This window comes from Wolbachia endosymbiont (group A) of Lypha dubia, from assembly GCF_964028575.1.
In the GTDB taxonomy this organism is placed as follows: Bacteria; Pseudomonadota; Alphaproteobacteria; order Rickettsiales; family Anaplasmataceae; genus Wolbachia; species Wolbachia pipientis.
Genome location: NZ_OZ034796.1, coordinates 136065 through 158478, shown reverse-complemented (window position 1 = coordinate 158478; position 22414 = coordinate 136065). Strand labels below are relative to the sequence as shown.

The following is a 22414-nucleotide window of genomic DNA, read 5'->3' as shown; positions in this document are numbered from 1 at the left end:
GGTATGACGTAGGGCTGCACTAGCTATATCATGCATTTTATTAACCGACACTATAAACAATATCCTTACAATTATGAGATTGAACCACAACTTGCTCAAGCGTTAAGCTGCTGCGTTTAGCGTCTTTACTGTGATTTTCCCCAAGAACATTTGTTCTTTCTCGTTTTATTTCCTCAATAAATTTCCCATTAACATCTTTAGGATCAATCTCTTCTTCAGAATATATAAGGTTAGTGCAATTTGTTTTTCTATAATAATGCACGCCAAGACATATAATTGATAATGCAAGTATACCAGAACCTATAAGTAATGATAATCCTATGTTATTAGTCAAAGGGTTTTGGTAAAATTTTTGTACGTTATTAACACCGCCTTCCGCATATAGCCATAGAGGAAGCGCTATATTTGCAGCAACTACACCAGTAAATAATGCAGTAAATATTGGTCTGTCGTTAATTACTGATTCTATTTTATTAGTTCTACTAACTACTTTTTCGTCAATGTTAATGAAGCTTCGTTTAGCTTCCCAAGCATTAAGTACAAAATTTGAATGAGTGCCATTGCTATATTCCAGTCTTACAGATTTTATAGCTTTATCTTTTGGCTGGTGCTCCAACACCTCAGCTAAAATTTTATCCGCATCTTTTTTTTGAATGGAATGTTCTTCAGTATCTATAAATTGCCTTGTTGCAAAAAATATTGGACCAATTGTAAGCAATGCAGCAAGTGCGATAACTGGTATAGTGATATATTTTGGGCTGTTTGTAAAAAATGCAATAAATTTTGCTTTATCTTGTAAATATAATAAAGCTGCAGATGTGCTGAGTATAATAGCACTTGCAGTAAAAATTATAAAGCCCTTCTGCTGCATGGCATATTTTGCTCTTGGCAAAAATCTGTTTGTTTTTTTATTTGTTGTGCTACCTATATCAGAATTTAGTGACAAAGACTCTTCAGAGTCATCTTTGCTTTTATACGATGGTAAAGTATTTGAAGACGCACCTAAATCATCTTTTGAGTTTTGACCACCTATTTCACTGTCTAAACTCTTTTTCGAAGATTTTGTATTTGGGTTTATAACTGCATAAATATGTTCTTCTGATCCATTACCAGATAATCCTTCTAAACCTAAACTTGCTGTTTGTGATACCCAATCATGAGTCTCACCTTTTGTTTCTTCTAGGGAAGGAGGTAGTACTTCAGTACTAAGACCAAACAAATTTTTGTCTTCTTTGTCTTGTAAACCTGGAGCTTTTGGCAAAATCGGTGGTGCTCCATCACCATCTTTTTGTCGATTTACAGATGCATAAGTAGGATCCACTTCCTCATCATCTGATTCTTCATGTGACATTCCCTGCACACGTGGTACTACATTCAGTACACTTGAGATAGCATTTCCTGCTTCTTCAGGCGATGGTGGATCTTTTAGTGTTATCTTGCTATTGTCACCTGTTTGTTCGTAAGAAGTTAATTTTACTGTTGATTTTTCGACTGACCCATGCATATTCACTCCAAAGTTAATTACTATGCTGCATTGATTACGCTATAGTTATTAAGATATAGTAAATACCAATTTACGGATAATTATTAGTATAGAAATTGTCTATCAAAGATTCTTTCATTCAGAGGGTAATCTTTGTCAAAAAGCAAAGTTATTGTGTTTTCGTGGTCTTTTTGTATTTTTATCTGTGATATATTATGAAACTCCTTGTAATCTGATACTACAAGTGCTGGACGGTTTTTTGTGTCGTTAATGTCAATTTGTACGATTGTATCGTTTGATATTAACGCTCCATTCCAATGCCTTGGGTAATAGCTATTGATAGAAGTGAGTGCAAGTAAATTTGAATTTAGCGGCAAGATTGGGCCACCGGCAGAGAAGTTGTATGCAGTGCTGCCTGTGGGGGTAGATAATATTACTCCGTCCCCTCTAAATTTTTCTACTTTTAGCTTATCATTAATAGTAATATTCATCTCTACTATTTGGTTCGCTTTTCTAAAAACGTATACTTCGTTTACTGCTATGTAATGATATCTCTTGCCACTTGTGTCTGTTGCTTCCATTTTTAGCAAAGTTAACTGAGTTGAAGTTGCATGCTCTATATGATCAATTAAATCTTTAAAGCATTTATTCATCAAAAACCCAACATTGCCAGTGTTTATCCCATACACATGCATGTTTTTATTTTCTATGACGTAATTGTGCAAAGTGCGTAGCATAAAGCCATCACCGCCAACAACTATCAATAGATCGATTTCGGACTTATTTTCTTCTGTTATATTGATAAAATTAAGTTTCTTTAATAGTTTAGATACTTCCTGCGATTTTGGTGATGGAGAAGCAACATAGCCTATATTTTTGTATTTATGCATGCTTCAGTAAACTCTCTAAAACTTAAAGAGGAGGAGAATTAGAAAATGCTTCCATATTTATCGTTAAACTTAGCTAATTTGCTAGTTTTACTTGCTAACCCGCTTGTCAAACTTCCAGTCCATGCAGGGTGAGTAAGAGGATCTCTATCAAGTTTTACCCTATCTCCCTCCTTTCCATAAGTGGAACGAGTTTCAAACTCTTGACCGTCTGTCATAACTATAATAATTTTATGATAATTCATTGTTGTTTATAAACTTTTAGTCAGTTAACATTCTAGTGAACTTAATTCACTAAGTCAATCATTATTCTAAAATATTGACAAAAAATAAATAAAATCTTATACTTAATAAGGAATAAGTAATAATTATCATGATTTTCGCTTTCCCTGGTCAGGGCTCTCAGTTTGTAGGAATGGGAAAGAGCTTATATAGTGAGTTTTCCGTTGCAAGACAAGTATTTAATGAAGTAGATAGCATATTGGATAGAAAGCTGTCTCATTTAATCTTCAACGGTCCTATTGAAGAATTAACCATTACAGAAAACGCTCAGCCAGCTATAATGGCAGTATCAATTGCAATGCTACGTGTTATGGAGCATGTGTTTGGCAAATCTCTTTTCACTGATCACAATGTTAAATATGTTTGTGGGCATTCAGTTGGCGAATATACAGCGCTGTGTGCTGCAGGAGCGTTAACGCTTGAGTCTGCAATCAAGCTGCTGAAAGTTCGCAGCGAAGCAATGCATGAAGCTTCACTGAAATGTAAAGGCGGAATGGTTGCGTTGCTTGGAGCAGAGATAAATGAAGTGGAAGATATATTGAAATCAGTTCAAATTGACGGAATTTGTGAAATTGCAAACGATAACGGTGGCGGACAAGTGGTTATAAGTGGCACTAGAGAAGCTCTTGAGATGTTACCCGATTTATTCAAAAACTCGAGTGTGAGGAAACTAATTAAATTACAGGTTAGTGGGCCTTTTCATTCATCTCTTATGAAACCTGCTGATGAAAAAGTTTTGGAGTTTTTGAAGGGTATTAAAATAACCCGTCCTATAGTTCCTTTGATATCAAATGTTACAGCTAAAGAGGAGAGTGATCCCAAAGTTATAAAAACTTTACTCGCCAAGCAAGTTGTAAGCAGAGTGAAATGGAGAGAAATGGTTTTGTATATGTCAAGCCGTGGCATTAACAAATTTGTTGAAATTGGCCCTAATAAAGTTTTATCTAATTTGGTCAAAAGAATTGACCAATCTATCAGTACAAAAAATATAGATAGTATTGGTGATATTGACAGCTTCTTTAATGAATCATTAGTACTAACAGCAAAAAATTTAAAAGTTGGATTAAGTTAAAACACATCTATTTGATGTCATTCCGGTGCATAACGCTGCTTAGCTGGAATGACAGAGGGTAATGCAAGAAATCAACGAACTGCCTGTCATTTCGTTTGGTTTTTTAATTCCAAGTAGCTGTAAAATAGTAGGGGCAATGTCAGATAACCTTCCGTCTCTTAGTTTTAGATTATCGCAAGACACAATAAATGGCACTTTATTTAGAGTGTGTGCTGTATGAGGTGTATTATTTTCTTCATCGAACATACATTCCACGTTACCATGGTCTGCAGTAACAATTAATGCGGTGTTGCTTGACTTTTTAACAGCATTCAGCACTTTTGCAAGACAATCATCTACAGCTAGCACAGCTTTCTCGGCTGCTTTTATATTACCTGTATGCCCTACCATGTCAGGATTAGCGTAATTTACAACTATCAGTGCAAATTCTTGGGAATGAATTTTTTCTACAAGCTTTTCTGTGAGCTCGAAGGCTGACATTTCGGGCTGCAAATCGTAAGTTTGAACTTTTGGTGAGGGAATGAGTATTCTTTCTTCGCCAGAGAAAGGTTCTTCTTTTCCACAATTGAAAAAGAAAGTCACATGAGCGTATTTCTCGGTTTCGGCGATACGTAATTGTTGCAATTTATTGTCTGCTATTGTTTGTCCTAGAGTATCAGCGAAAGAAGTAGGAGGAAAAATATGAGGAATTTTGAGATCTTCTTTATATTTCATCATGCTTAGAATTGAAGAGAGTTTTGCTACCTCAATATAGTCTGTTTTGCCTAGCAAAATACTTGCTAATTGTATCATTCGATCAGCACGAAAGTTAGCCAACAGCACTCCATCTTCTGGTTTTATACCTTGATAGTCACCTATTACTGCGGGCCTGATAAACTCATCAGTTATGTTATTCTGATAATTTTCATCAATCAACGATACTGCATTATCATGACAAGGTGCCTTTGCAAATGCGATAGCCTCATAAGCTTCGATTGTTCTCTTCCACCTGTTGTCACGGTCCATAGCATAGTAACGCCCAGAAACAGTAGCAATTCTTGTGTCATTTCCCTTTATACTCTTTGTAAATTCTTGAATGCATTTTTTTCCTGAATTTGGCAATGTGTCTCTGCCATCTAAAAATGCATGTATCACCACTTTTATTCCATGCTGTGATATTTTATTTGCTAAAGTTGAAATATGCTTTTGATGCGAATGAACACCGCCATCTGACACTAATCCCATTATATGGCATACTCCGTTCTTACTTTTTAGATTACTAATAAAACTTTGTAGATTTACATTGTTTTCTATTGTTCCAATCTCTTGATTAATGCGCTGAAGGCTTTGCATTACTACTCTACCACTGCCAATATTCATATGGCCAACTTCTGAATTACCTATTTGACCACCAGGTAACCCCACATCAGCTCCACAGGCGGATAAACTGCATTTTGGATAATTAGAGCTAATATATTGCCAACAGGGTGGATTTGCGTTGCTGATAGCGTTGTATTTATTATTCTCTATTCCATTTCCCCAGCCATCTAGTATACATAAAACCACTGATTTAATGTTCATATAAAATCAACACTAGAATTTCACAGAGAAACGCTCCCCGGGCCGGATTCGAACCAGCGACCAATTGGTTAACAGCCAACTGCTCTACCACTGAGCTACCGAGGAATAAACCGTTTTTAATTTACCATGTTGAACGTTGGTTGTAAACGTTTTTTGTGTAGACTTTAAGTCCAACTGGTCACAGAAACGAAAAAACTTACTTGACAAACTCCGCCAGCCCCCTTATTGTACTATTAAGGGTATTTCTGACTCAAAACTTGTTTTTGATCCGCGCGGGTTCAATAACAAAAATTCAGTAAAAAACTTGGAGTATCTATTGGCGGATTACATAAAATTATAGCGGCTGCATGTCTTTTTAATTTTTTCTACATTCAGCCAAATCGCGCTTATTTTAAGCGTTAGCACATTATTACAGCGCCAATTTAAAGTATTAGAGGGTCAAAACTCGCACCACGGGGCTTCTTTGCCTTTTTTTTTATTTGGTAAATTTTTTAACGTTTGTGGCTAAGCGACAGCCGTCATCCCGCTGCTTGTTAGCGAGATCTAGAGATACCGCGGCGGTATGACGGTTCGTGGCGGCGTGACGATAAGCTCGTCATCCCGCTGCTTGTTAGCGGGATCTCTTGTTAGCGCCGCGGCGGTATATTTGTCATCCCGCTAGCGGGATCTATGTTGAGAGATACCGCGAATGAATCGCGGTATGACGGTTTGTGGCGGTATGACGATAAGACACAAAGCCTAATGGAAAAAACTGCGAACGCCAGTGAAAAACATGGCAATTTTATTTTCATTTGCGGTTGCTATTACATCTTGATCTTTCAGCGAGCCGCCGGGCTGAATTATAGCTGTAATTCCATGTTTTGCACTTTCTACTATGCTATCTGGGAATGGAAAAAATGCATCTGAAGCAAGCACTGCACCTTTACATTTTTCACCTGCTTTTTTCACTGCAATGTTCACACTATCTATTCTGCTTGTTTGCCCTGCGCCGATGCCAATAGCACAACCATCTTTTGCTATAACTATTGCGTTGGATTTCACATGTTTACATATTTTCCAGGCAAAAATAAGATCTTCCTTTTCTTTTTCTGTTGCATTGCATTCTGTTACTTGTTCTGCTTTTATTGTGTGGTCATTATTTTCTTGCACCAAAAACCCACCAACAACATTTTTAGTTTGGTATTTCACATTTTGTTGAAAAGATTTATGAATAATCACTCTTAAATTTTTCTTTCTTTGTAAAATTTTTAGTGCCTCATTGTTTACCGATGGTGCTATCACTACTTCCAAAAATATCTCGTTTAATTTTTCTGCTAGCTTTAAATCTATCTCCCGGTTTAAGGCAACTATACCACCAAAACTGCTTACTTCATCGCACGATAGAGCTTTTTCATATGCCTCCAAAGCATTATTACCAATAGCAGCGCCACATGGGTTATTATGCTTGATTATCACTGCTGCAGGTTCTTCGAATTCAGAAGTTATGTTAAGTGCGGATTCTATATCTACTATATTATTATAACTCAACTCTTTTCCATGTAGTTTTTCCAACGGATATTCTGTAAATTGATTACTATAAAATGCAGCTTTTTGATGGGGATTTTCACCATACCTGAGTTCTTGTACTTTATGCCCGTATAGAGCAAAAAACTCTGGTAACTCATTATTTTTACTCTGGGATAAAAACCAACTGTGAATATTAGAATCGTAGTGTGCAGTGAGAGCAAATGCTTTGGTTGCTAAGTGTTTTCTATATTCCAATGTTGTTTTATTGTTATTTTCTATCATCTCAGCTTTCAGTGCTTCATAGTCTTGAATGCTAGAAATAACTGAAGTAAAATGAAAATTTTTTGCTGCGGCTCTAATTAACGCCACCCCGCCGATATCAATTTGTTCTATAATTTGCTCCTCACTTGAATCGCTATTCACCGTCTCCCAAAATGGGTATAGGTTAGTTATAAGCAGGTCTATTGGCTCAATACCTAGATCTTGCACTTCCTTTTTATGCTTTTCTCGATCATAAAGTATTCCTCCATGAATTTTAGGGTGTAAAGTTTTCACTCTACCACCCAGTATCTCTGGAAATTGTGTGTAATCTGAGACCTCTTGTGTTTTTATTCCTGCACTAGATAGCACTTTATAAGTATTGCCCGTTGAAAGAATTTCTATTTGTTGCTGCGTTAAAAACGATGCAAGATCAATTATATTCGTTTTATCGTATACTGATATTAAAGCTCTTTTTATTTTCATTTTTATATGGAAAGTTTTTTAAGATTATATCTAAGAAAAGGAAATTTAGCTATTACATTTCTACACTAATTTAAAGCAGTCTATTCTATAAATTTTTTTACCATGCTTGATTTCAAGCCACGAATAAAATCTTCAATACTGCAAGGATTTCTCCCTTCCATTTGTACAACTTTAGGAATTAAAGTGCCACCTTTTAAACTTATGTGCATATTATCGTTAACAATCTTACCTTGTTCTGAAGCGAGAGCTTCAAAGTCAGCATCAAGTATCCTGATACGTTTATTTTCTATCTTAATGAATGCTTTTGGGTAAAACGCTTTAACCTTTCTATAAGCAACTTCACAAGCATCACTTGCATAAATTTTATAGTCTTCCACTTTGTTAGCGTAACATGCATCATTATCGCTCTGCTCTATAGGAACCTGTTTTTCAATTTCATTTAACACCTCAAGCAGTAAATCACTGCCTAATTCAGACAATTTATCATGCAATGTCTTGTAATTATCGTTCTTTTCGATAAGAAATTTTTCCTGTTTTAAAATAGGGCCGGAATCTAATCCTTCATCCAATTGCATAATGCTAACCCCGGTTTCTTGATCTCCTGCTAAAATTGTGTGCTGTATCGGGGCTGCACCACGCCACCTTGGTAGTAATGAAGGATGAATATTAATACAACCATATTTAGGAATATTCAAAATTTCTCTTGGAAGTATCAATCCATACGCGGCAACAACTGCAACGTCTGGTTTGAAATTTCTAAATTTTCCTTGCTCTGCCGAAAACTTTAGAGAGATAGGAGTACATACCTCTATGTTACTTTCTTCAGCGATAACATGTACTGGAGATTTCGTTGGCTTCTGTCCACGCCCTGAAGGTTTTGGAGCCTTGGTGTATACTGCTACTATTTTATTCTGTGATTTCAATAGTAAGTTTAGCGTACTAACAGCGAATTCTGGTGACCCCATGAAAATAATTCTCATGGTGTTTTTGCTTTAAGAATTCTCCGCTAATTTACCACTTACAGTTTCTACTAATTTGGCAAAATCATCCTTATAATTAACTGCCATCTCAGCAAGAATTTTTCTATTTAAATCAATGCCGGCAAGTGTAAGACCATGCATAAACCTACCATAAGTAAGCCCATGCTCTCTTGCTGCTGCATTAATACGTATTATCCATAAGCTACGGAAATCACGTTTACGGGTTCTTCTGTCTCTATAAGCATATTGCAGTGCTTTTTCAACTCTTTGTAATGCAATTCTATAACAACTTTTTGCGCGCCCTCTATAACCCTTTGCCAGTTTCAATATTTTTTTATGACGAGCGTGAGTAGTGACTCCACGTTTTACCCGAGCCATTTTATTTTACCTCCATTTTGTTAAATACCGTAAGGCATATGAAGCTTAACTATACGCGAGTCAGATTTACCAAGAATCGTTGTACCGCGCTGATTACGAATATTAGATTTACTTCTCTTTACCATGCCATGCCTTTTGCCTGACTGAGTAGAAATAACTTTACCCTTAGCTGTAAGGTGAAAGCGCTTTTTCACAGAAGATTTGGTTTTTAATTTTATTTTCTTCATATTCCAAATAAATTTACAAGCACTACTATTGAGTTCTTTAATAGTAATTAAGCATTAGTATAAATAATTTTATTAAAGAATCAAATTAAAATTGTATATTAAAGGAGTTTAAAAGTAATTACGCCCAATATGTGTGTTATACCTTCTTTATTCCCAAGTGGCAACAATACTTGCCTCATTTTAACACTTTCACTTTCTTCCTCTTCATTGATCGGGCATTTACTCTCTATTACAGTATCAAGTTTATCAATAACTGCATCTATTTTATATAGTCGCAAAAATGGTGCATCAATTGCATACTTATTATCAATGTGCGTCTTTTTCTCAAAACCATAGAATTCAACAGCCTTTTCTCCTGCATTTTCACAAATATAACCTTGATCCTTGACTTCAATGACAAAACAATGCTGCCATGATTCCATTATTTCTGCAGTGTCTATTTCATGCCTTTCTGGCCAATCTCTGTCTGATCCTTTTATGTCATTCCAGTGTTGAGTCACCACATTTGCTATTCTTTTTTCTTTGCCTACATAAATTTCCATTCTAATTTCCACATATAAAACACAGATATGAGGTAAATTTATCGTGAATATATTGATTTTTTCTTACCACAAGGTGCATGTCACTAGAAGTTCTGAGATCTAGAGAGTGGTATTGATTTTATTTCCATTACAACTTATTATTTATAGATAACCTCAATAAAAACGATGAAGCTAAACGAAATCAGAGAAAGATTTATAAAATTTTTTGTAAGTAATGACCACGAGCAGGTTTCTTCTTCTCCTTTGATTCCAGAACATGACCCAACGCTCATGTTCACAAATGCTGGTATGGTGCAGTTTAAAAATATTTTTACTGGTGCTCAAAAAACTGAAATGAAGCGTGCTGTTTCAAGTCAAAAGTGCCTAAGAGCAGGCGGTAAACACAACGATCTTGAAAATGTTGGCTATACAACTCGGCATCACACATTTTTTGAAATGCTCGGAAATTTTAGCTTCGGTGATTACTTTAAGGAAACTGCGATAGAATTTGCGTGGGAATTTATCACTAAGGAGTTATCTCTTGATAAAAACAGACTATCCATAACCGTTTACCATACTGATGATGAGGCGTACGAGATTTGGCGTAAGATAAGTGGCTTTTCAAGTGATAAAATCATAAGAATTACAACGGATGATAACTTTTGGAGTATGGGAAGCACTGGTCCGTGCGGTCCATGTTCTGAAATTTTTTATGACCATGGGAGTCCTAATTTACAAGAGGGCGATAGAATTGTTGAAATCTGGAATCTGGTATTCATGGAGTTTAACAAAGATGAAGAAGGTAATTTACACAAATTGCCAAAAAAATGCATCGATACTGGAATGGGCCTTGAAAGAATAGCGGCTGTTATGCAAAACGTCCATGATAACTATGATATTGATCTATTTTCTGCTCTGATAAATAAATCTCAAGAGTATTGTGGAAGAACAGAAAATAAAATAGCGCATAAGATCGTAGCAGATCATCTTCGCGCGGCTGCATTTCTCATCGCAGAGGGGGTGCTCCCTGGAAATGAAGGCAGGAATTACGTATTACGCAGATTAATTAGGAGAGCCGCGCGTTATATCCACCTGCTTGGATATAATGATTCCCTACTCCATCGCGTTTTTCCGGTGCTGATAGATAGCACGAGTTCGGCTTATATGGGGGATATTTATCCTGAATTGATCAGAGCTAAAAGCTTAATAGAAACGACGTTAAAATCAGAGGAAGAAAACTTTAAAGACACTTTGATGAAAGGTATCAATCTCCTGGAGAAATTCACTGCAGATTTAAAACCAGGCGATACTTTGCCTGGAGAATCAGCGTTTAAGCTATATGACACCTACGGATTTCCTTTGGATATTACACTTGATATTTTAAAAGAGAAAAAAATAAATTTTGACCAGAAGGGTTTTGATGATGCAATGGAAGAACAAAAAGAGAGAGCACGTGCTAAATGGGCTGGATCTGGTGAAAAATCTGTTGAGCAAGTGTGGTTTGATTTGATTGATAAATTTGGCAAAACAAAATTTGTTGGTTATGAGTTCAATGAAGTAAGTGATGCGAAAATACTAGCTATAGTTTCCTCCAAAAATGAAGTAATTGATTCTGCAAAGGAGGGAGAAAAGATAACCATTATACTTGATAAAACACCTTTTTATGGCGAGTCAGGTGGACAGGTGGGAGATACTGGCAGTCTGATCAAACCTGGTAGAAGTATTATTATAGTCGAGAATACCAATAAGGTTAATGACCTATGTTTGCACAGATGCATAGTTAAATTCGGTTCAATTTGTAAAGGTGACACAGTTACAGCAAGCATAGATAAGGAAAGAAGGCAAACCTTAAGAAGAAATCATTCAGCTACACACCTTTTGCACTTTGTATTGAGAAAAATCTTGGGTGATCATGTCACTCAAAAAGGTTCCCTAGTTGCACCGGATAAGTTACGATTTGACTTTAGTCATAACACTCAAGTTACTCAGGATCAGCTATTCTTAGTAGAAGATATGGTAAACTCTCTAATCAGAGAAAACCTTTCTACGTCTACAAAAATTCAGAGCATGAATCAGGCAATAGACGAAGGAGCTATGGCGTTATTCGGTGAAAAATATGGCAACCAAGTAAGAGTAGTGAAGATTGGAGATTCAAGGGAACTGTGTGGTGGCACACACGTTGAACATACTGGAGAAATCGGTTTATTTAAGATAGTAACAGAGAGTTCTGTTGCTTTTGGAGTGAGGAGAATTGAAGCTTTAACTGGTCAGGAAGCAATCAATTATGTACGTGATAATGAAATTAACTTAAAAAAAGTTGCAGAATTCGTAAAAGCGCCAGTGAGTGAAATAACAAGCAGATTAAGTATTTTAAGTCAAGAACACAAAAAATCCGAAACCAAAATAAAAAACCTATATAAAAAGCTTGTGAGTGCAGAGAATATAAAAAGCACCGAAATAAATGGAATAAATTTTATAAGCCACACTTTCACTGATATTCCAGCAAATGTAATAAGAGAGTTTGTTTTGCAGCAACAAAAACCAAAAACGATAATAGCTTTCACGGCAACAGAAAAAGATAAAACAGTCTTGATTATTAAAGTAAGTAAAGACTTAATCAATAAGATTAGCGCAAAAGAACTAATATCCATAGCAGTTGAAAAGAACTGTGGTGGGAATGCTGAATTTGCACAAACAGGCTGTGATAGCAATAAAATAGATGATGCCATTACAGCCATTTATAGCAAAATAGCAGCTTCTAAGCACTCTACGTCATACCACCACGAACCGTCATACCGCCGCGGCGCTAACAAGCAGCGGGATACTTAACCATCGTCTACACCGTCATACCGCGATTCATTCGCGGTATCTCTTAGCCGCTAACAAGAGATCCCGCTAACAAGCAGCGGGATGACGAATTACTATGCCGCCGCGAACCGTCATACCGTTGCAAACCGTCATACCGCGATTCATTCGCGGTATCTCTTAGCATAGATCCCGCTACCTGTTAGCGGGATGACGGTTGTCAGGCTAGCTGTCATCCAAGTAGCTCGACTACTTGGATCCAGGAAAAAGAATGGTGTCATGAAAGTAGCTGACACTGATTCCTTTACACCTACGACAATGTTGCAAATTTTTATTTTCCTCTCCATTATGTCCAGAAGAGTTCGGTAGCTCTTTTACGCGAAATACCACATTTACGTCCTCAAGGTTAATTTCAATTCTCTTGACCAATGTTCTGATAATATCACGTTTAGTTAGCCAGTCTGCGTTATCAAGGTTTAACGTAATATTGGAAGAAAAGTCTTCTAAATTGGTCACAACCAGAGTTACCTCCTGTTCTAATTCCTTTTGATAAAATATCTTTTTCTTCTCTTCTTCAATTGTTTTTAAGCTTTGTTTCATTGCTTTAATTCGTGGTTCAAATTCCTCTTGATTGATATATTCTTGAGCATAACCATCAATAAGTCTAGCAATACCACGTTTTAATTTATTTTCTTGTTTCTCTAGCAGGTCGCTTTTTTGATCCAATGATGATTTTTTTAGTTCTGAAAGCCTACGCTTGTATTCTTCTAAAACCCTGTTTGGATTTTTCAATAACTGCTTAACCTCTTCCCACACAGCTGTTTCTAATGCATCTGAGCGGATGAGTTTATTGTCACAAATCTTATTACCACCAAAACGGTAAGAATCTTTACCACTACAACGGTAATATGCATAATGGCCACCTTCTTCTTCTCGTCTACTTTTCATGCAAGTTCCGTAACATCCGTAATTACAACGCTTACATATGACTAAACCTTGTAGTAAGTACTTTGCTCCTCTTTTTCTTGTCCTTGCTATTTTTCTATTTTCAGCTAATTGTTCTTGAACAATATCAAATATATCTTCATCTACTATATTTGGCACTTTAATATAAATCCAATTTGCTTTTTCAACAGGATAGACAGAATGGTTACTTTTTGGCTGCTCACAAGAGCCTTTCTGTGGTCTTACTTGTTTTAATCTTACTCCTAACCTTCTTCTACCAAAGGCTGCTTGTCCTTTGTAAGCAGGGTTTTTCAACATACTCCAAATTGTACCTTTATTCCAGCGTTCTTTTCCTTTTTGTGTCTTAATGGACATAGTATTTAGCCGACGACATACTTCCCCAATACTTGTTCTTTCTCTGCCTACCCACAAAAATACTTTGCGAACGACATCAGCTTCTTCTTCGTTAATCTCAAATAAAGCTTGTCCTCCTCCCATATGTTTATCTATATAACGATAACCATAAGGAGCCCCTCCCATTACATTTACACAGCCTTTGTTAGCTGCATAGATTTTACCACGACGACTTCGTTCCATAATTTTCGCACGTTCATATTCTGCTATCATACCTTGCATTTGTAACAGTAATTGAGATTCTGGGTTACCGTTAATCTCATAATTTAAAAAAACCACTTTTGCTCCTGCTCTTTCAAATTCTTCAATCAGCACCATTTGATATGCATATTTTCTAGATAAACGATCAGGAGAATGAATGTAAATCTTATCAATTTTACCTTCTGTTACTTTATCACGTAATTTTTCTAAATCAGGGCGGACTAAATGAGATCCACTGTAGCCGTTATCAATAAATTTATACTCACTTAACAATTTGTATCCGTCCAGATTAATTTGCTTCTCTAAAGCTGCAATTTGACTTTCTATCGTATTTCCTTCTACTTGTTTCCCCGAAGAAACTCTCGCATATAAACATACTGTTACCATTTGACCCTCCTTGAATCCCATTTTTATGTTTTAAGTTTTTTTGACTTATTTCCTTTGATGCTACCTTTTCATAAGCATCTGATAAGCATTGTTCTGCCAACCGGTTAGGTTCATAGCTACAGCTAATTCGTATAGCTAATCTCTTGTTTCCCATGACTTTTCCTTGAAATAATATGTTCATATCATTCCTTAAAGCCGATGGTTAATTGATTATTAGCGCTATAAGTAAATCGGACTCTTGGTTCTGGACACAGAAGTTTTCGAGAAATGGTTTTCTCTAGTTTTATTTTTATGTTTTTTGCAACATTGTCGGTAGTGTATTTATGATGGTGTCATCCCAGTGCCCAGACACTGGGATCCAGGAAACTTAATTGCAAGTAATGCATTGGATTTGGTGAGTATGGGTTTTGCGTTATAGAATGAAGCACTTTTGGTGAATTTATAAAGAAAGCTGGATCCCAGTGTCAAGCACTGGGATGACAAGGTATAAACCTTATCGTCATGCCGCCGCGAACCGTCATCCCGCGATTCATTCGCGGTATCTCAGCCGCTAACAAGAGATCCCGCTAACAAGTAGCGGGATGACGGTTGTCGTTCAGCCACAAACATTAAGAAATTTACCAAATGAAAAAAAAGGCAAAAGAAGCCCCGTGGTTATTATCCGCTTTAAAATATTGGCGTTTTTTATGTTTTAAACGCTTGACAAGCGAAATTCAGCTGCTTTTAATTGCAACTAACTTACGCTGCAAACGTTTAAGAAATTTACTAAGCAGAAAAAAAGACAAAGAATCCCCGAGTTAGCTAGTCTTTTACTATCTCTGTCGAGTATTGGCATTTTTTGATGTCTTGTAACGCTTTATAAGCGCGTTCAGCTTATTTAGATAAAAATCTAGATGTAGATGAAGTTTTGTAAAGACATACAGTATCTATATACTGCAAAAAATTGAACATAAGACGCCGATACATTAAGTAATCCTTACCTTTTAATCTGCAGATTGGCGAAAGCAAATACAATAGCTTCAGTTTCATGATAAGGGGGCTAGCGGAGTTTGTCAAGGAATTCTTATTAAAACTAAAGAGCTCAAATGAAAGGAGGTAAACTCTAAAGTATACATTTAGTAGCGCTTTCTATGAGAGAAATCGTATTACCTATTCCGTAAAGCTTTATGAAAGATCCCATTCTTGGACCGGTTTTTTGGCCAAGTAACGTTTCATATAATAGCTGAAACCAGTCACGTAAGTTGGTGTAATCATATTTTTTTCCAATAGAAAATACCTGAGATTGAATTTCTTCAGCAGTAGCAGTTGTAGATAGAGAATGTAAAGTGTCCTTCAAATCTAGTAACGCTGCTTTTTCTTTTTCATTTGGAGTTTTATATGATTTTGTTGGCTTGATAAAATCGTGATAATACTTTACTGCAAAGTCTGAAAGTCTATCAAGCATTTTATTATTTTCTGGTGTAACGTTTGGTGCATAAGAGGATATAAAACCCCATAGGATCTCTTTGTTTTCAGCATTACAAGCTGCTGCTAGGTTTAAAAGTAGTGAGAAATTTATGCCTGAAGTTTCTATACTGGGAACATTGCCCTGGTGAATGTGCCAAGCAGGATTATTTATATCCTTTTCTTTGTTCTCATGATAACGCTTTACAAATTCTAAATATTCATCAGTTGATTTTGGTATCACATCAAAATATAAACGTTTAGCTTTTTTAGGACTCTGAAAAATGTACAATGCTAAGCTCTCTGTTGGTGCGTAAGTTAGCCACTCTTCAATTGAAATGCCATTTCCTTTTGATTTTGATATTTTCTTTCCTTCTTTATCAAGGAAAAACTCGTAGCAAAACAGAAGTGGTGGCTTTTCTCCAAGTATTTCACATATTTGACTTGAAAGCACAGCAGATGGAGTTAAATCTTTTCCGTGAGCTTCGTAATTTACTCCAAATGCGGCCCACCTCATTCCCCAATCAGGTTTCCATTGCAGTTTACATTTTCCTTTTGTCACTGGAACTTCTATTTTTTCCCCGTTTGGGTCTTCATATGTGATTGTTCCTTTCTCTGTATTTGTTTCAATTACTGGAACTTGTAAAACTTGAGAAGTTTTTGGGCATATTGGCAAGAATGGACTATAAGTCTGCTGTCTTTCTTCCCGAAATGATGGAAGCATTACGTCCATTACTTTATCATAATTTTTCAGTAAGAGTAAAAGTTTTTCATCGTAAACGCCAGATTTATAACACTCTGTTGCACTCCTGAACTCGTATTCAAATTCAAACATATCAAGAAATTTACACAACAATGAATTCATATGATGACCATAACTCTGATGAGTGCCAAATGGATCAGGTATCATAGTCAATGGTTTATTTAAGTGCTCTCTTAGCATCTCTTGATTTGGCACATTATCTGGTATTTTTCGCAAACCATCCATATCATCTGAAACTGCAATGATTTTGGTTTTTATACCAGGAGCTATTTTTTTTAATGCATTTACAATAACTGTAGTGCGGAAAACCTCTCCAAAGGTTCCTATGTGGGGTAAACCAGAGGGTCCATAACCAGTTTCAAATATTATTTCTTTTTTATTAGGAAACTCTTGCAATATTTTTTCTGCTTCTTGAAATGGCCAACTTGTCATTATCGAGATTAAATAATGTATCTTAACTTAAAGTGCTACTAGTTTCAATGGATTTTTAATATAATGATATAGTATTAGTGTTAGAGCTATTATTAGAAGGTTAAAGATATGTCCACAGGTAGTATACAAACAGATCAATTATTTAAAGGTCTTACAAGACCTGCAATGCTCTTTGGTGTGAGTTATATGTTTGCAATATTAAACGTCCTGATTTGCATGCTAATTTTCATTAATTCAAATGATTTAAGAGTGATTCTCTTAATGTTACCAGGTATACATGGACTTGGTTATATAGCTTCTGCAAAAGAACCGTTGTTTATTGAATTATTTATGGTAAAATTGGGAAAGTGCTCGAAATGTTTAAATCGTTTTTACCATGGAGCCAATTCTTATGATATTGCTTAACGTTGTGTGATGCTGAGGTTTAGGGCTATTCAATCAAAGAATAAATCTACTCTGAACAGGGAAGTTCACGCTGCTGAATTTATTCCTTATTCTTGCTATTGGAATAGCACAACCTTGATGACAAAAGAAAATTGGTTGGTTAAGGTTATAAAATTAAGTGGTTTTGCATTTGAAACTGCCGATGACGAGGATTTAGTCATACAGAACAACATCAGGAATCAGATGCTAAGAAGCATTTCATCTCCGGCATTTAGTTTGTATTTTCATACTATCAGACGTAAGAAAAATATTTTTTCTGATGAATTTGCAAGTCAAGGTTTGCCGAATTTTTTCGCTAATCACGTAAATCTAAAATGGAGAGAAAAACACGCAACAAGGCAATCATTTATTAATGACCTATACATTACGATTATCCGTAGAGCGGACACAAAAGGAGTAGAATTTTTGTCACATCTACTAAAAAAATTCGGACATGTAACTTCAAAACATGCTTGGGAAAGTGATATACGTGCCACGTATGAAGATTTAGAGGAAACGACAAATCGTGTAGTGACAAGCCTTAGAAATTATTCGCCTAAAATTCTTGGAGTAAAAGAAACTCCAGATGGTTTGTTCTGCGAAATAATGGAGTTTCTATCTAGAATCGTAAATTGTGGCTTCGTTACAAATACGCTTTTTCCGCTAAGAACTGAAATATCAAGATACTTACCAGTACATAGGTTATTCTTTGGCCGTAAGATGATACAGGTTGTGACTCATAATGAGAGTAAATATGCTGGAATAATTAGTATCAAAGAATATGGAAATCATACTTCTGCAGGAATGCTTGATTCGTTTTTACAACTTCCTTACGAGTTTATAATTACGCAATCTTTTCAATTTATAAACAGGCAAATGGCGATTGGAAAAATGCAGATACAGCAAAATCGAATGATACAGTCTGCAGATAAAGCTATTTCTCAAATAGCAGAAATTTCTCAAGCGCTTGATGACGCAATGAGTGGTAAGATTGCGTTTGGTCAACATCACCTGACTATTTTATGTATAGAAAAAAGTCCTAAATCATTGGATAACGCTCTGTCGTTGGTAGAATCAGAGCTTTCTAATTGCGGTGTTTACCCTATACGTGAGAGAGTTAACCTTGAACCAGCATTTTGGGCGCAAATTCCTGGTAATTTCGATTATATAGTGAGAAAAGCTACAATAAGTAGTCTTAATTTGGCTGGATTTGCATCTCAACATAATTATCCTACTGGTAATAAATTCAATAACCACTGGGGAGATGCCGTTACAGTTTTTGACACGACATCTGGTACTCCATTTTTTTTCAACTTTCATATAAGGGATGTTGGACACACTATGATAATTGGCCCAACTGGTGCTGGTAAAACTGTTTTAATGAATTTCCTGTGTGCCCAAGCGATGAAGTTTTCTCCAAGGATATTCTTTTTTGATAAAGATCGCGGTGCAGAGATTTTCTTAAGAGCACTTAGTGGTATCTATACTGTAATAGAACCAAGAACTAAAACAAATTTTAATCCTTTACAACTTGATGATACCTCTGATAATAGAACATTTTTAATGGAGTGGATAAAGTCTTTAATTTCGGTATATAATGATAAATTTACTTCAGAAGATATTGCACGAATTAATGATGCAATTGAAGGAAATTTTAAATTAAGAAAAGAAGACAGATTCTTGAGAAACCTCGTACCGTTTTTAGGGCTTGCAGGTCCTGATACTCTAGCTGGGGCAATATCTATGTGGCATGATAATGGTTCTCATGCTGCAATATTTGACAATAAAGAAGATTTGCTAGATTTTTCACGAGCAAGAGTATTTGGTTTTGAGATGGCTAGCTTGCTCAAAGATCCTGTTGCTCTTGGACCGGTCTTGATTTATTTATTTCATAGGATTAGTATATCTCTTGATGGCACTCCATCTATTATCGTTCTTGATGAGGCATGGGCGTTAATAGATAATCCAGTTTTTGCACCCAAGATAAAAGACTGGTTGAAGGTACTGAGAAAACTAAATGCTTTTGTGATTTTTGCTACTCAGAGTGTTGAGGATGCAAGTAAAAGTACTATTAGCGATACGCTTGTACAACAAACAGCGACACAGATTTTTTTACCAAATCTGAAAGCTACTAGTGTCTATCGGGATGTTTTTATGTTAACTGAACGTGAATATATATTAATTAAGCACACAGATCCGAGTACTAGATTCTTTTTGGTGAAACAAGGAGTCAATGCTGTAGTAGCTAGAATAGACTTAAAAGGCCTGGATGATATAATCAACGTATTATCCGGACGTGCAGAAAGTGTTCTATTGTTACACGATATATTAAATGAAGTTGGGGACAACCCAAAAGTATGGTTGCCTATATTTTATCAGAAGGTAAAAAATGTTTAAGACTAAGCTGTCATTGCTATTAATTGCGATATTTTTACTAAATATAGACTTTTTACTCTCATATCCAGTGCTTGCAGATGGAGTAAGTGGTACTGACAAGACAGAATTTGTTAGCAGATTTAATTCCACTGGCAGTTTTAGTCGTGCCTCTAATCCTGATTGTGGAGCGTTTAAAACAGCTGCAGCACTTGCTGGAATAGCGATTGCTGTTGGCGCAATATTTACTGGCATTGTTTTGATCGTTTCTTCTGCTGGTTTGTTTACCGCTCTTGTTATTGTTGGAATGATAGCTGCAATTGTTGGAGTCTGGAAAGCGATAGGAGGGCTTGTTGTTTGTGAACATAGTTTTGTTAAACACCCAGTTGCACGTGATCATGATGGAAAATACAAAAATTTTAAATTAGAAGACACAGGTTATAGTGGCTGCACCAATGAAAATTACCAAACAGAAGAGGAATATTTTTCTTGTTTGCAAAATAAAGCTCGGGAAGACGTGAACAAAAAAGATTATGACGGGAAAAGAGCAGAAAAAGAAGCCTTAAATTCTAACGTTCAGGAGAGTACAGAGAGTTATTACTGGCCAAAAAATGGTGTGCAATACAGTGAATATATAGAAGTATGTCATCGAAACCCTTTAACTTTTGGTAATCTTTTTAATAAGGTAGACTTTAATTCCAGAGGAAAACCTGGATACATAGACTTTGATGTCAGGGAGAAAGACACTGGATACGTAGATGGGTCATGGTCCTCGAAGGTTGATGGTGGTCTGGAATGTAGAGTTCTCAAAGCAGGACAGAGCGAACCCATACATGGAGCTACATTCAAAGCAGTGAGAAAAACGGGCAGATTATGTGTGGAGTTAGCCAGTGTTAGCATGCTTGGTATCGAAATGACTCCTTGGCCGCAAGGGGTTGATATGGGGTGCACGGAATTGCCACCTGACCCACTTGCTCCTATGTGTGAAAAATCTGTGATGATATTCAAAAATAAAGATGGTACAGGAGAGGAAAAAGTTCCTATTGGTAATAATGATGACTATAAAACTATTATCAGATCTAAAGAAAAAAGACTCAACGGACAAGGGGGGAAAATTTTTGTAGGTTATGATAATGCTGGCTGTTTTAGCTCGTATGTTTCTGAAGCTTGTTATAACCAGGCAGGGAGTAAATCATTAGCTCCTATTCCCGTAACTTCTATGATAGTGCAATGCATTAAGGAATCGTTAGATAATTTAGTTGCAGGTAAAGGTGCACCAAATGGTGAGAGTTTTATATCTGTAGCACAGAAAAGGCTGAAAAACACTGTAACTGCTGTTTTAGTTTTAGCTTTAATACTGTTCTCTATAAAAGCCATGTCTGGTGGAGTTCAGAGGCCTCAAGAAATGTATATGTTGATCATAAAATTCGCTTTAGTGATTTACTTCACAACAGGCAGTACCATGTCTCATTATTATGGAGAATTAACTCGTCTCTCAAATGGTTTGTCAGAGATAGTGCTAAAAGCATCATCTGAAAGTAAAGGCATATGTAATTATAAAGCAGGTACAGATTATGAATATACTCGTGCAGGAAAGAGGGTATCTTACAGTTATCTTGCACCTTGGGATAGGCTTGATTGTAGAATTTTATTTTATTTAGGTGCCCCTTTAGATGGAATTGGTGGCAAAATTGGTACTGGAGGTGTTGCAACGTTAGCAGTCTTGCTTGGTGCTGCTCCTGTCTTATTAGTTGCAGGTTCGGTAATCGGTATTATTTTTGCTGGTGGACAAATTTTAGTAGCTCTTGTCTGTATATTTATGGCCGTTCTGATGATGATGGTTATTTTGTGGCTGTGCTATGTATTTATTTTATCTCTAGTTGCTTTAAGTGTAATCATCATTTTATCACCTTTGTTCATTCCTATGGTTTTATTCCAACACACCAAAGGATATTTTGAAGGCTGGGTGAAAGAGTTGATTACCTATAGCTTATACCCGGTTATCCTTTTTGCGTTTTTGTCCTTTATGTTCATAGCATGTGATAAAATCTATTTTAAAAATTTAAATTTTGAACTGGACGAGTCATATAAAAATGAACAACCGGACAAGTCATATGAAAAGAAACAAGCAGAAATCTCATATAGTAAGAAAAAACAGTGGTTTAAATTGAAAGATGGGGAATGTGATAAAAATGAAACTACTCTTGCATGTATGATGCAAAATTATAGCTTTAAAAAGAGCAGCATACTTGGTCTATTCGACTTTACATACATGGAGTTTGGCAGCTCTCTCATCGGAGAATTATTAAAATTGTGTTTAGTATTATTCCTCTTTTACCACTTTTTAAACATTCTTCCTGGCATGGCTGCTGAACTTGCTGGTAACCATAGAGCAGCACTTGGCTCAGGTCAGACACCTGGACAAATGGTGGGCAAAGCTTTATCTGCTGCCAAAGCTGCTGCTGGGGGTGTTGCTGGAGTTGCTGGTGCTGCTGCTAAGAAGTTGAGTGGTGGAGACAAGAGTAAATCTCGAGGTTCTGGTTCTAGTAGCTCCGAGAGTGTTAACAAAAGCACTGAATGAGTTGGAT

Annotated in this window: 19 protein-coding genes and 1 tRNA gene; 6 read left to right on the top strand and 14 right to left on the bottom strand. The window is 36.2% G+C overall.

Annotated features, from left to right (window positions below; all coding sequences use genetic code 11):
• Nucleotides 1–40: 40 nt before the first annotated feature.
• The 3 genes from ABWU72_RS00750 to rpmE all read right to left on the bottom strand — a co-directional run bounded on the left by ABWU72_RS00750 (nt 41) and on the right by rpmE (nt 2615).
• Nucleotides 41–1504, bottom strand: a complete 1464-nt coding sequence (locus ABWU72_RS00750) for a hypothetical protein (RefSeq protein ID WP_213863604.1) — start codon at nt 1502–1504, stop codon at nt 41–43.
• An 83-nt stretch (nt 1505–1587) separates the two neighbouring features.
• Nucleotides 1588–2373 (bottom strand): NAD kinase, encoded by a 786-nt coding sequence (locus ABWU72_RS00745; protein ID WP_155969145.1) that lies wholly within the window; start codon nt 2371–2373, stop codon nt 1588–1590.
• Between the two features lie 38 nt (nt 2374–2411).
• The gene (gene rpmE / locus ABWU72_RS00740; protein ID WP_007548602.1) at nt 2412–2615 is read right to left on the bottom strand and encodes a 50S ribosomal protein L31; all 204 of its coding nucleotides are present in this window, start codon (nt 2613–2615) and stop codon (nt 2412–2414) included.
• Nucleotides 2616–2743: 128 nt separating this feature from the next.
• On the opposite strand from rpmE, the gene fabD reads away from it, so the two are divergent.
• Nucleotides 2744–3724 (top strand): ACP S-malonyltransferase, encoded by a 981-nt coding sequence (gene fabD / locus ABWU72_RS00735; RefSeq protein ID WP_155969147.1) that lies wholly within the window; start codon nt 2744–2746, stop codon nt 3722–3724.
• A 39-nt stretch (nt 3725–3763) separates the two neighbouring features.
• On the opposite strand, the gene gpmI is transcribed toward fabD, so the two are convergent.
• The 7 genes from gpmI to ABWU72_RS00700 form a co-directional block, all read right to left on the bottom strand.
• Nucleotides 3764–5284, bottom strand: a complete 1521-nt coding sequence (gpmI, locus tag ABWU72_RS00730; protein ID WP_155969149.1) for a 2,3-bisphosphoglycerate-independent phosphoglycerate mutase — start codon at nt 5282–5284, stop codon at nt 3764–3766.
• A gap of 33 nt (nt 5285–5317) precedes the next feature.
• Nucleotides 5318–5389 (bottom strand) — tRNA-Asn (locus ABWU72_RS00725).
• A gap of 633 nt (nt 5390–6022) precedes the next feature.
• Entirely contained in the window at nt 6023–7534 is a 1512-nt protein-coding gene (gene purH, locus ABWU72_RS00720; RefSeq protein WP_353283791.1) for a bifunctional phosphoribosylaminoimidazolecarboxamide formyltransferase/IMP cyclohydrolase, read from the bottom strand.
• 80 nt (nt 7535–7614) lie between these two features.
• The gene (gene fmt / locus ABWU72_RS00715) at nt 7615–8514 is read right to left on the bottom strand and encodes a methionyl-tRNA formyltransferase (RefSeq protein WP_155969153.1); all 900 of its coding nucleotides are present in this window, start codon (nt 8512–8514) and stop codon (nt 7615–7617) included.
• Between the two features lie 12 nt (nt 8515–8526).
• Nucleotides 8527–8892, bottom strand: a complete 366-nt coding sequence (gene rplT, locus ABWU72_RS00710) for a 50S ribosomal protein L20 (RefSeq protein WP_006279340.1) — start codon at nt 8890–8892, stop codon at nt 8527–8529.
• Between the two features lie 20 nt (nt 8893–8912).
• Nucleotides 8913–9119 (bottom strand): 50S ribosomal protein L35, encoded by a 207-nt coding sequence (rpmI, locus tag ABWU72_RS00705; RefSeq protein ID WP_007548610.1) that lies wholly within the window; start codon nt 9117–9119, stop codon nt 8913–8915.
• Between the two features lie 98 nt (nt 9120–9217).
• Nucleotides 9218–9661 carry a PAS domain-containing protein gene (locus ABWU72_RS00700; protein ID WP_155969155.1) on the bottom strand — a complete coding sequence of 148 codons (444 nt, stop codon included), beginning with the start codon at nt 9659–9661 and terminating at the stop codon, nt 9218–9220.
• A 165-nt stretch (nt 9662–9826) separates the two neighbouring features.
• Between ABWU72_RS00700 and alaS the strand changes: the two genes are divergently transcribed.
• Nucleotides 9827–12469, top strand: a complete 2643-nt coding sequence (alaS, locus tag ABWU72_RS00695) for an alanine--tRNA ligase (protein WP_155969157.1) — start codon at nt 9827–9829, stop codon at nt 12467–12469.
• 225 nt (nt 12470–12694) lie between these two features.
• On the opposite strand, the gene ABWU72_RS00690 is transcribed toward alaS, so the two are convergent.
• The 3 genes from ABWU72_RS00690 to ABWU72_RS08190 all read right to left on the bottom strand — a co-directional run bounded on the left by ABWU72_RS00690 (nt 12695) and on the right by ABWU72_RS08190 (nt 14875).
• Nucleotides 12695–14392: a recombinase family protein gene (locus ABWU72_RS00690; RefSeq protein ID WP_353283790.1), complete on the bottom strand. Its 1698-nt coding sequence runs from the start codon at nt 14390–14392 to the stop codon at nt 12695–12697.
• Nucleotides 14295–14573: a hypothetical protein gene (locus tag ABWU72_RS00685; protein WP_353283789.1), complete on the bottom strand. Its 279-nt coding sequence runs from the start codon at nt 14571–14573 to the stop codon at nt 14295–14297. Before ABWU72_RS00685 ends, ABWU72_RS00690 begins: the two co-directional genes overlap by 98 nt.
• 140 nt (nt 14574–14713) lie before the next feature.
• On the bottom strand, nt 14714–14875 hold the full coding sequence (locus ABWU72_RS08190; protein WP_010962888.1) for a hypothetical protein: 162 nt from the start codon (nt 14873–14875) through the stop codon (nt 14714–14716).
• Between the two features lie 141 nt (nt 14876–15016).
• Here ABWU72_RS08190 and ABWU72_RS00675 point away from each other — a divergent pair, with 141 nt between their 5' ends.
• Nucleotides 15017–15193, top strand: coding sequence for a hypothetical protein (locus ABWU72_RS00675; protein WP_179945715.1), 177 nt, complete (start codon nt 15017–15019; stop codon nt 15191–15193).
• A gap of 301 nt (nt 15194–15494) precedes the next feature.
• Here ABWU72_RS00675 and ABWU72_RS00670 read toward each other — a convergent pair whose 3' ends face one another.
• A complete protein-coding gene (locus tag ABWU72_RS00670; RefSeq protein ID WP_155969159.1) occupies nt 15495–17030 on the bottom strand; it encodes a lysine--tRNA ligase in 1536 nt (511 codons plus the stop codon).
• 108 nt (nt 17031–17138) lie between these two features.
• Between ABWU72_RS00670 and ABWU72_RS00665 the strand changes: the two genes are divergently transcribed.
• Genes ABWU72_RS00665 through ABWU72_RS00655 form a run of 3 tightly spaced genes read left to right on the top strand, consistent with a single transcriptional unit; the run spans nt 17139 to nt 22407 of the window.
• Nucleotides 17139–17435 carry a type IV secretion system protein VirB3 gene (locus ABWU72_RS00665; RefSeq protein ID WP_007548615.1) on the top strand — a complete coding sequence of 99 codons (297 nt, stop codon included), beginning with the start codon at nt 17139–17141 and terminating at the stop codon, nt 17433–17435.
• A gap of 9 nt (nt 17436–17444) precedes the next feature.
• Nucleotides 17445–19850, top strand: a complete 2406-nt coding sequence (locus ABWU72_RS00660) for a VirB4 family type IV secretion/conjugal transfer ATPase (protein WP_010962886.1) — start codon at nt 17445–17447, stop codon at nt 19848–19850.
• A complete protein-coding gene (locus tag ABWU72_RS00655) occupies nt 19843–22407 on the top strand; it encodes a type IV secretion system protein (RefSeq protein ID WP_213863603.1) in 2565 nt (854 codons plus the stop codon). Before ABWU72_RS00660 ends, ABWU72_RS00655 begins: the two co-directional genes overlap by 8 nt.
• Nucleotides 22408–22414 lie beyond the last annotated feature (7 nt).

Excerpts from the sequence above, each read along its gene's own strand:
- fabD (WP_155969147.1), top strand. The coding sequence starts at position 2,744 with ATGATTTTCGCTTTCCCTGGTCAGGGCTCTCAGTTTGTAGGAATGGGA.
- alaS (WP_155969157.1), top strand. The coding sequence starts at position 9,827 with ATGAAGCTAAACGAAATCAGAGAAAGATTTATAAAATTTTTTGTAAGT.
- ABWU72_RS00670 (WP_155969159.1), bottom strand. The coding sequence starts at position 17,030 with ATGACAAGTTGGCCATTTCAAGAAGCAGAAAAAATATTGCAAGAGTTT.
- ABWU72_RS00750 (WP_213863604.1), bottom strand. The coding sequence starts at position 1,504 with ATGCATGGGTCAGTCGAAAAATCAACAGTAAAATTAACTTCTTACGAA.
- rpmE (WP_007548602.1), bottom strand. The coding sequence starts at position 2,615 with ATGAATTATCATAAAATTATTATAGTTATGACAGACGGTCAAGAGTTT.
- ABWU72_RS00690 (WP_353283790.1), bottom strand. The coding sequence starts at position 14,392 with ATGGTAACAGTATGTTTATATGCGAGAGTTTCTTCGGGGAAACAAGTA.
- gpmI (WP_155969149.1), bottom strand. The coding sequence starts at position 5,284 with ATGAACATTAAATCAGTGGTTTTATGTATACTAGATGGCTGGGGAAAT.
- fmt (WP_155969153.1), bottom strand. The coding sequence starts at position 8,514 with ATGAGAATTATTTTCATGGGGTCACCAGAATTCGCTGTTAGTACGCTA.
- ABWU72_RS00675 (WP_179945715.1), top strand. The coding sequence starts at position 15,017 with ATGAAAAAAAAGGCAAAAGAAGCCCCGTGGTTATTATCCGCTTTAAAA.
- rpmI (WP_007548610.1), bottom strand. The coding sequence starts at position 9,119 with ATGAAGAAAATAAAATTAAAAACCAAATCTTCTGTGAAAAAGCGCTTT.
- ABWU72_RS00700 (WP_155969155.1), bottom strand. The coding sequence starts at position 9,661 with ATGGAAATTTATGTAGGCAAAGAAAAAAGAATAGCAAATGTGGTGACT.
- ABWU72_RS00660 (WP_010962886.1), top strand. The coding sequence starts at position 17,445 with ATGCTGAGGTTTAGGGCTATTCAATCAAAGAATAAATCTACTCTGAAC.
- rplT (WP_006279340.1), bottom strand. The coding sequence starts at position 8,892 with ATGGCTCGGGTAAAACGTGGAGTCACTACTCACGCTCGTCATAAAAAA.
- ABWU72_RS00655 (WP_213863603.1), top strand. The coding sequence starts at position 19,843 with ATGTTTAAGACTAAGCTGTCATTGCTATTAATTGCGATATTTTTACTA.
- ABWU72_RS00685 (WP_353283789.1), bottom strand. The coding sequence starts at position 14,573 with ATGAACATATTATTTCAAGGAAAAGTCATGGGAAACAAGAGATTAGCT.
- purH (WP_353283791.1), bottom strand. The coding sequence starts at position 7,534 with ATGAAAATAAAAAGAGCTTTAATATCAGTATACGATAAAACGAATATA.
- ABWU72_RS00665 (WP_007548615.1), top strand. The coding sequence starts at position 17,139 with ATGTCCACAGGTAGTATACAAACAGATCAATTATTTAAAGGTCTTACA.
- ABWU72_RS00745 (WP_155969145.1), bottom strand. The coding sequence starts at position 2,373 with ATGCATAAATACAAAAATATAGGCTATGTTGCTTCTCCATCACCAAAA.